This window comes from Nocardia sp. NPDC004711 (assembly GCF_053601595.1).
In genome coordinates this window covers 1-8,226 of sequence record NZ_JBSGCB010000130.1, presented here as the reverse complement: position 1 = coordinate 8,226, position 8,226 = coordinate 1, and the positions used below count along the sequence as shown (strand labels likewise).

The 8,226-nt window shown below is 63.4% G+C and carries 8 protein-coding genes and 2 pseudogenes; 2 read left to right on the top strand and 8 right to left on the bottom strand.

The annotated features are described in order from the left end of the window. Window positions 1-233 precede the first annotated feature (233 nt). The 4 genes and pseudogenes from ACWEKS_RS48245 to ACWEKS_RS48230 form a co-directional block, all read right to left on the bottom strand. A pseudogene (locus ACWEKS_RS48245) lies at window positions 234-749 on the bottom strand (transposase); the annotation flags it as partial. 9 nt (window positions 750-758) lie between these two features. Further along, window positions 759-1,076 (bottom strand): hypothetical protein, encoded by a 318-nt coding sequence (locus tag ACWEKS_RS48240; RefSeq protein ID WP_452346419.1) that lies wholly within the window; start codon window positions 1,074-1,076, stop codon window positions 759-761. Window positions 1,077-1,279: 203 nt separating this feature from the next. Beyond that, window positions 1,280-1,552 carry a transposase gene (locus ACWEKS_RS48235; RefSeq protein ID WP_452346418.1) on the bottom strand — a complete coding sequence of 91 codons (273 nt, stop codon included), beginning with the start codon at window positions 1,550-1,552 and terminating at the stop codon, window positions 1,280-1,282. Window positions 1,553-1,710: 158 nt separating this feature from the next. Beyond that, window positions 1,711-2,091 carry an IS5 family transposase gene (locus ACWEKS_RS48230; RefSeq protein ID WP_452346417.1) on the bottom strand — a complete coding sequence of 127 codons (381 nt, stop codon included), beginning with the start codon at window positions 2,089-2,091 and terminating at the stop codon, window positions 1,711-1,713. A 1,110-nt stretch (window positions 2,092-3,201) separates the two neighbouring features. On the opposite strand from ACWEKS_RS48230, the gene ACWEKS_RS48225 reads away from it, so the two are divergent. Next, window positions 3,202-3,897 (top strand): hypothetical protein, encoded by a 696-nt coding sequence (locus ACWEKS_RS48225; RefSeq protein ID WP_452346416.1) that lies wholly within the window; start codon window positions 3,202-3,204, stop codon window positions 3,895-3,897. A gap of 236 nt (window positions 3,898-4,133) precedes the next feature. Here the strand turns inward: ACWEKS_RS48225 and ACWEKS_RS48220 are convergent, their stop codons facing one another. Both ACWEKS_RS48220 and ACWEKS_RS48215 read right to left on the bottom strand, forming a co-directional pair. Beyond that, window positions 4,134-5,060: a transposase gene (locus tag ACWEKS_RS48220; protein WP_452346415.1), complete on the bottom strand. Its 927-nt coding sequence runs from the start codon at window positions 5,058-5,060 to the stop codon at window positions 4,134-4,136. Beyond that, complete coding sequence (locus tag ACWEKS_RS48215; protein ID WP_452346414.1) at window positions 5,048-5,398, bottom strand: IS110 family transposase; 351 nt, start codon at window positions 5,396-5,398, stop codon at window positions 5,048-5,050. The genes ACWEKS_RS48220 and ACWEKS_RS48215 overlap by 13 nt, the downstream gene beginning before the upstream one ends. 478 nt (window positions 5,399-5,876) lie before the next feature. Between ACWEKS_RS48215 and ACWEKS_RS48210 the strand changes: the two genes are divergently transcribed. Beyond that, entirely contained in the window at window positions 5,877-6,278 is a 402-nt protein-coding gene (locus ACWEKS_RS48210; protein ID WP_452346413.1) for a hypothetical protein, read from the top strand. A 169-nt stretch (window positions 6,279-6,447) separates the two neighbouring features. Here the strand turns inward: ACWEKS_RS48210 and ACWEKS_RS48205 are convergent. Continuing rightward, window positions 6,448-7,841, bottom strand: a pseudogene (locus tag ACWEKS_RS48205) (IS1380 family transposase). A gap of 130 nt (window positions 7,842-7,971) precedes the next feature. Beyond that, window positions 7,972-8,226 (bottom strand): transposase (locus ACWEKS_RS48200; RefSeq protein ID WP_452346412.1); only part of this gene is annotated, 255 nt, incomplete at its 5' end.

The following is an 8,226-nucleotide window of genomic DNA, read 5'->3' as shown; positions in this document are numbered from 1 at the left end:
CAGCATCGGGCCGTGGCCACTCGCTTCGACAAACTCGCCGTCCGATACCAGGCCACGATCCATATCGCTGTCATCAACCAGTGGCTGCGACACAGCTGAGGGCGAGCCCATGCCCGCCCTCAAAACTTCGAAACAGAACCTGGGACGAATCCGGCACGGTAGGTGGTCGCGAGCTTGATGCCCCTATGGATCGTCAAGCCGCTGAGCGGAGCGGTGCTCGGGCTGGGCGTGGCGATGATCTGGTAGATCTCTCGTGCAACATAGCGCTTGAGGCATCGGATGGCTTCACGGCGAGTCTTGCCTTCGGACTGCCGGCGGGCGACGTAGTTGCGGGTGCGGGTGTTCCAGCGTAGACGTGCGATGACGATCGTATAGAGAGCGGAGTTGGCACGGCGGTCACCGCCTCGATTGAGCCTGCGGCGCCTGGTCTTTCCCGAGGATGCCTCGACGGGGCTGACGCCGCACCAGGCAGCGAAGGATGCCTCGCTGCGGAGGCGTTGAGGGTTGTCGCCGACTGCGATGAGCAAGGCTGCGGCAGTATCGGGGTCAACGCCGTAACAGTCGAGCAGTGCGGGGCAGAATGCAGCGATAGTTGCGGTGATCTGAATAATGAGGTCGTCGATTTCTTCTGTCAGGACAAGGATTCGGCGGGCGAGCGATCGCAGCGTGTAGGCAGCTGTCGACTCCGCCGTTGTCGGGACGGTGCGATCGAGATTGGCACGGTGCCGGATGAGTCGAGGGTTACTCAATCCGGCCAGCTACTCTCGTAATGCTGGATCTGCGTGCACCACAACGGTTTTGAGCTGGTTGATGGCCTGCGGCCGGGACTTAATCGCCGATTCCTTGGTCGATTTGAGCGTGCCCTCCACCCCGGCGCGTCGCAGGGTGCCGAAGCTTTTCGCCCAGAACAGCAGCCGCCGATAACCGTTGGCTGTTGTCGGGAAGCTTCTGTGTGCCAGGCGGTTTCCTTGAATCCCGATCAGGAACGCGACGTGGGCATCTTTGTGGGTGTCGACACCCAGCACCACCGTTTCGTCAGTGTGATCGGAGTGGTCGTCTTGTGGCATGCTGAGCACGGGTCGGCTGTCTCCTGACGGACCCCGGGGATTGGGCTGGCCGACGCCGGACCGGGTCGTGGATGGCCAGGACTGTGATGGTGCCTTGTTAGCGGCAAGGCCCCTATCGGGACACATCTGACCCGGTCCGGCGGCAGCAAGCACCGCCTCGGACAGTGGTCGACAGATCAAACTCAAGGCCCGATGGCCAGTCGTAGCGCGGGTCAGACCACCGCCCGAAGCGGCACCCGATCATCCTCACAGTCGTAGCGGGTGGCGACCGCGCGCCAATGTTTGGCGCGGTTGAAGGCACGTTCGATGACGTTGCGGCGCTTGTAGAGCTCGGGATCGAAGCGCGGTGCCCGCCCGCCGTGTCGGCCCTTGCGTTTGCGGTTGGCGACTTGATCGGAGCGTTCCGGGATGACGGCCTGGATACGTTTGCGCCGCAACAGGGTTCGGTTCGACGCGGCTGAGTAGGCGCGGTCGGCGATCACCACGTCCGGGTTTCGGCGCGGCGGCCCGCCCCGCAGGCGGGGCACCACCAGCGCGGCCGGGTGTGAGCAGCACGGCCAGGCCCCGACCCGCTCCGTCGGCGGCCAGGTGCACTTTGGTGGTCAACCCGCCGCGGGAACGCCCGATCGCGTGGTCGGCGGGTTCATAGCCCCGACACCGAGTCGGCGCCCGCGCCGGCGGCATGCTGGTGCACCCGCACGATCGTCGAATCGATCGAGACCACCCAGTCCAGATCACCAGTGGTATCGGCCAACGCGACCAGCGCGGTCAGCACCCGGTCCCAGGTGCCGTCGGCGGCGTAGCGGCGGTGGCGTTTCCACACCGTCTGCCATGGCCCGCAGTGCTCGGGCAGGTCACGCCACGGCAGGCTGGTGCGCAGCCGATACAGCATGCCTTCGACCACCAGGCGGTTGTTGGCGAAGTTACGGCCCACGCGGCCTTCGGATTTCGGAAGCAGTAACTCCAGCAGTTCCCACTGCTTGTCGGTCAGAACCTGGTATCGATCACCGATCGCGGTCGCCACGGCAGACATGATGCACGATCGACCCCGAACAAGGGGCCGATCGATTCACCTCATTGGGAGACAGAACGTAGACGGGGCGTCGGGGACACGGTTGTTGCGACTGGTCACCTCATGCCGCTGGCGGGTAGGCATCTCTGCAAAGAACTGGTATCGACGCTGGGCGTGCCCGGGTCACTGAACGTCGCATCTCGTTGATGGAGTGCCTGCAACGCCGAGGTCACGCAAGTTCTCGGATCAGCGCGGCGATGGCCGTCGACTGAGTGCTTTCCGTGCGTTCCCGCTAACATCCGAGGCGGCCTAGAACTCCCGTGGCGTGCGGAAGTCGATAGGACTTCCCGGAGTTGATGGCCAAGTGCTGAATCGCGGAACCGGCGAGTATCCACAGTTACATTGCAGTATCGACGTGGCTGCGCGAAACAATCCTCCACATGTGTTGAAATACGCAACCGTTTCCCGTTCTCGGGCGTTAGCGTTGTGGCATGCATCACGAGACTCATCCACGTCCATCTCAGGAACGCGCGAACGGCGCGATGAACGTTATTGACCCGGTGTGAACCGTCTTGGGTTTGGCGCTGATTTATCTTCACCGGCCGGCTATCCGCTGCGGTGTGCGTAGTAGTTGGCTTCGTGCTCGACACCTTCACCACGATGGCCAGCAAAGCACGAATTGACATCCTCCGCAACGGCAGCGATGCAGTAAAACTGGCGCATAAGTAATCCGCCCATATGAATCAGGCGCCAACAACGAGCCCCACATGTACGAAACCCCTTGTGCGACCTCCCGATTATCGAGATGAAAGCTGGGCCACTTTAAACGAGATGTCTTACATTGATTATTCGGAAGACTAAATAAATCGGTGATCGGAAGGCACTTACAACGCCGGTAGCGCATCCATGATGCGCGCCCTGGCCGCTGCGGTGGTACGGAAATGGCCATACGAGCAGAAGCGGATTGGCTGAATCCGGGACAGAATCGCCTGTTCGGGCGACCGTGCCCCGAGTGACCCGATCCGGTTCATTTATGCGGCAGAGATGCTAACGCAACATCACAGTCAAAAATAAATACCGCCGAATTCCAGTGATGGAATCGTTGAAAGGAATGAGTAAGTGATGAGGAAGTCTGTTGCGGTGGCCGCAAGCCTGGTGGCCGCGGTCGGGGTTGTGTCCGGGTCGGCCGGTGCGCAACCTGCTGCGGATGAAGCGGTCGGCTTCACGGCGCATGCGACCGATACCCAGTCGGTTGTGATGACTGATGCTGGTTCGCTGGTTGTGGAGGACGGCGTGTTCAAGGTGAAGGCGGCGAACGGTGCCGTGGTGGCGGGTATGCCGTTGCGGTTTCGGATGGATGATTTCGAGTTCCCCATCGCCGCGGACATCGTCGACCGGACGGCGACGTTGACTCCGCAGTTCGATCTGGCGCACGCGGCCTACAAACCGGTGGCGCTGCCGTTCGAGGACAAGGCGCCGTGGAAGAGCGACTACGACCGTGAGCAAGCCGCTTGGTCTCGGTTGACTTCCACCATCTCTACGGGTGCGACCCTCGGCACCCTCATTGGCGGGATCGGCGGTGCGGCGGTGGGCTGCGTACTCGGTGGTATCGCCGGCTCGACTGTGGCGACGGCGGCGATCGTCGGTTTGTTCGGGGCGTTCATCCCCGCCGCGGCGATCGGTTGTCTGGGCGGCATCATCGCCGTCGGTGCGCTGGGTACTGTGGCCGGGCAAATTCTGGTAACCGCTCCGGTGACGATCGGCGCCGCCATCCAGTACTTCGCCACCATCAACCAGCCTCCTGTGCAGGCGAAGTAAGTAGTGGCGAAGAACCCGGCGGCGCGTTCTCGTCGGGGAACACCGGTCCCGCCCGGCATCAATACCCCGGGCGGGACCTTTCCCGCAACATGAGTGCCCCTGCGGCGCACGCTATTCCGACTCGCAGGCGCTTCGGTTGCGTAATATCCGCACGCCAGCGTCGGCCAGGGCACAGGAAACCTGTCATCGAGACAGTCGTGTTCCGAAGATCCCTCATGAGACACCCTCTGTCAACCTCAGGCGGCGGTGAGGGGCTGCAAGGCTCGTTGCCAGTTGCGTTGGTGGACGTCTTCGTCGTAGGGCGTGCGTTTGGTGAGGCAGTGCCACAGGATTTCCAGCCATCGGTTGGCCAGCGCGCGCAGCGCGCTGTGGTGGCCTTTCCCGGCAGCGATTTTGCTGTCGTAGAACTGGCGCGCCCATCGGCTCGCGCGCAGGCTGCAGAACGCCCACTGATGCACGGCGGTGCCGAGGTGTCGGTTGTGGGCCAGTCGACGCGCCACGACGAATTCGCTGCGCCCGGAACGCCGGGTCACCGGCGCGGTCCCGGCATAGCGCTGCAGCCCGGCGGGTGCGTCGAATTGCTCGATGTGGTCTCCGATTTCACCGGCTATCCGGGCGGCGAGCCGGTCCCCGATTCCGGGGAAACTCAACAGGATGTCACCGCCCGGGAACGCTTTTCCCGGATCGGGATCCTTCGGTTGTTTGTCCCGACCGTAACGCACAGTGCCCAACAGCAATTCGGTCATGCGGCGTTCCCAGTCCTTGCGGGCTTGACGCAATGCCAGCAACTGGGTGGCAGTCAACGCGATAGTGGTCGTTTTCGCTCGCACCAAATAGTCCCGGGCGGGCAGCTGCTCGGCGGCCAGCGCGTCTATTCGGGCGGCGAACCGCGCGGGCCAGCCGTGTCTGGCGGCGCGCGCGAACGCCTCGATCTCAGCGGGCTCGGTGGCGGCGAGGAGTTGGTGAGAGGGCCAGCGGGCCAGCAGTTTCAGCACGACCACGAGGTCATCGCCGGCGATCGTCAGCATGGCGGGGAGACACAACATCACATCGGCGCGCAACCGATTCAACAACCGGCGTTCGTCGCGGCAGGCACGTTCGTCGTCACGAGCGATGGCCCGCAGTTCCCCGGCGATCTCGCCATGGGGAATCAGCTTCCGCAACTACAGGAACTGATCCAACGCCAGCAAACAACAGATCCTGGCGTCTTCGGCGTCGTCTTTCTTTCCGCCGGGCCACGACGGCGAGCGACCAGGTCCGGATTCACCGGCAGCACAGTGAAACCCGCGTCCACCAATGCTTCCACGAGCAGACCGTGCCGGGTTTCGAGCACCACCCGCACCTCGGACAGGTCCGGTTCGGATCCCAGACACCGCGCCACGAGGCGTTCGATCCCGGCCGCGGTGTGATCGATACGGAACTGTTCGATCACACCCTCACCGGGCTGGCCCAGGGCCACGTTGTGCAACGACTCGGCCCAATCAATTCCTACCGCCAGCAAGAAACTCGACTCCTCTCACGGTCCCATCGAAAACAACTGGAGCCAGAGGCGCTGCATCGTGCTGATAAATCAGTCCTCGCCGGGACGACACCCTCCAAGACGACTCGCCTCCAGCCGAAACCCCCGAGGACGCCGTCTCATGACAGTCCTCGCAGGACAAGCTGCAAAAGCATTCCTCGGAGGTCCCAGCCATGACAGAAGGTAAGTGCTATCAGCTGTAGCGTTGACGCTCTGGTGATGGCTACATGCCTGCACGAGGCCGACTTTCACTGTGCGGGCTCAATTCGTTGCTTGAGCGAACGCCATCATCTGATGGTTGCGGCTGGGCTTCAATCGCGTTATCTGGTGAACGGCTCGCCACTCGGCCGGAGTCGGCTACATGCCCCCGGTAAGGCGGAGGCCGGCGACGGTTCTTGTGCTCTTCCGAGCGTATAGAGCTTTATTTTGACCTTGCATGAATCGCGACACGAGGTCCTCGATGACGACGGTCTTGAGTTCTGCGCAGTGGCGAGAGAATCCTGACGAGTGGTCATTTCCGCGACGGCTACCCCGCCATCGCGGACGCTCCGGACCCATCACTGCACCGCAAACTGTTCGCGCATATGCGTCCGCGATTACCAGAGCATTTACCGGCATCAAGATCCTGAACGAGCTCGACGAGCCGGCAGGCCGCGCCCGGCTGCACGAGAACATCCGCGCTGCCTGGGGTGACTGGGCACCGGCAACATTCAATGCAAGGCGCGCCGCTGTGTCGAGTGCCTTGACCTACTTTGAAGCGCAGCAGTGGATCACCGACGCCATCACCGTGCTGACAGGGTTACGTCGTAAACGTCAACCCACTGTAGGAACGCTCGCCACGGGCGACCGACATGGCATATGAACCGGCCCCAGCGGGGTCGGGAGACTTTAGCCTCGATCCACCGATCCGGTTTCGGGGCTGGTCTGTGTGTCGAAGACGCGCAGACCAGCAGGTTTCGGGCGTGAGATAGCCGCTGGTCTGCCCAGCCTTTCCACCATCGTTCCTGGTCGTAGGGGCGGTTACCGGCCGTTCAGGCGGTCGAGGGCGCGGTGATGGTGGCGTACCAGAGTTGTCGCCACTGCTCGGCCCACGGCCAATGGGAGGGTAAGTGCAGCATGGGTTTTCGCTGGGGACGAGCCAGACGAGCCGGGACGGCGACGAGTTTGCGGCGCAGGGTGGTTCCGCGGGCTTTTCCCAGGCGGGGGTCGGCGAGTGTGCCCGCGGCGCGCAGCAGGTTGTGAGCGATAGCCGCGCACAACACCCAGGGGCGAATTCGCTCCGAAGCGCCCGGAAGGCATGTGGGCCAGCGGTCCGTCGATCAGGTCGGCGAAGACGGTCTCGATGACCGCATGGCGACGGTGGGTGATATCGGCATCGGCCGTCGGCTCGGTGGAGTCGGTGAAGAACCGGTGATATCGCCAGACCGGGAACAACTCGTCCTGGCGGGCAGCGTCTTTGACGCGACGCACGATCAACCGAGCAGTGACGCGGTCGGGTTTGGAAGCGAAAGCGGTGTAACCGATCTCGGCGACCTCGGCATCGGAGATCCAGTTCCCGGTGTCCGGGTCACCGACCGCGCCCGGATATTTCACCGGCGTCCACGCATCGGCGTGAATCGACGCGATTGCGGCGGTCACCGCCGGATTCTTGGTCAGCACCAGCGAGAACCGTGCGCCCAGGCGGCGACACGCGCCGACCACGGCCCGGCCACCGAACGCCGAGTCACCCCGAACGAGGATCTCACCGCCGGCCCCGGCCGCGCGGGCGGTGCCGATGGCCTGGGCGATCATCCGTCCCGCCCCTTTGGCCGAACCGGCCTTCCCAGCCCGCAGCCGCATCCCAGCCACCACCGGCGCGGCGATATCGGTGCTGAGGGTCGTCGCCAATGGTGAAAGACCTTTGCGCAGAACCTGTTTACCCGAAACTTTGGTGAACCCGTAGGACGCGCCCTGTTTGCCATACCCGTAGACCGGACGCAGCAGCGAGTCGATATCGACGAACACCCGCGTGCTGGCACCCGGTAGCAGATCGACCCGCTCACACAACCGCGACAGGTGCACCCGCAGCACAGAATCGAGCTGGCGGGCGTGACCGAAACTGAACTCCCGCAACAGAGTTCCGACCGTCGATGGCGCATACACACGGTCGAACACGGTTCCCATCCCGCCACTGCGCAGCACGTCGATATCGTCGATACTGTCCGCGCCCGCACGCATCCCCGCGATCAGGGTCGCCAGCTTCGCCGCCCGGGTTCGCCGCCCCCGAGCGGATCCGCGACGAGGTGATCGACACCTTCTCCGCCAGCAGCTCACCCGGCCCGCTCTGCTCGGCCAGCCCCATCACCGGAACCAACCCCGCCAGCGACACCAGATTCCGATCATCGAACACCGCTGACTCCGCGGCGAACCTATGCGAAACTTGCACCCGAAGTGTCCTTCTGAACCGGACCGATCATTGCCTAGACAACAGTGATCATCCCAGCTCGAAGGGCACTTTTCTCATATATCGAACACCGACGGGCACAAGCCCGTCGGTGGATCGAGGTTTAGAACTCCTAACGGAGTGAGAGGTTGGCCAGTCGGCGCCAGCAGATGATGCTGCAGGCCAGGCTGAGGAAGGCTTCGTGGATGTCGTCGCGGATTTCCCAGCGGATGCGCAGTCGCCGGAACCAGTGCAGCAGTGCGAAACTCTGCTCGACCACCCAGCGGTGCGTACCGAGTCCGGAGCCGTGTTCGATGCCGCGGCGGGCGATGAACGGGGTGATTCCCTTGTCCCGCACTTGTTTACGGTACTTATCGTGGTCGTAGCC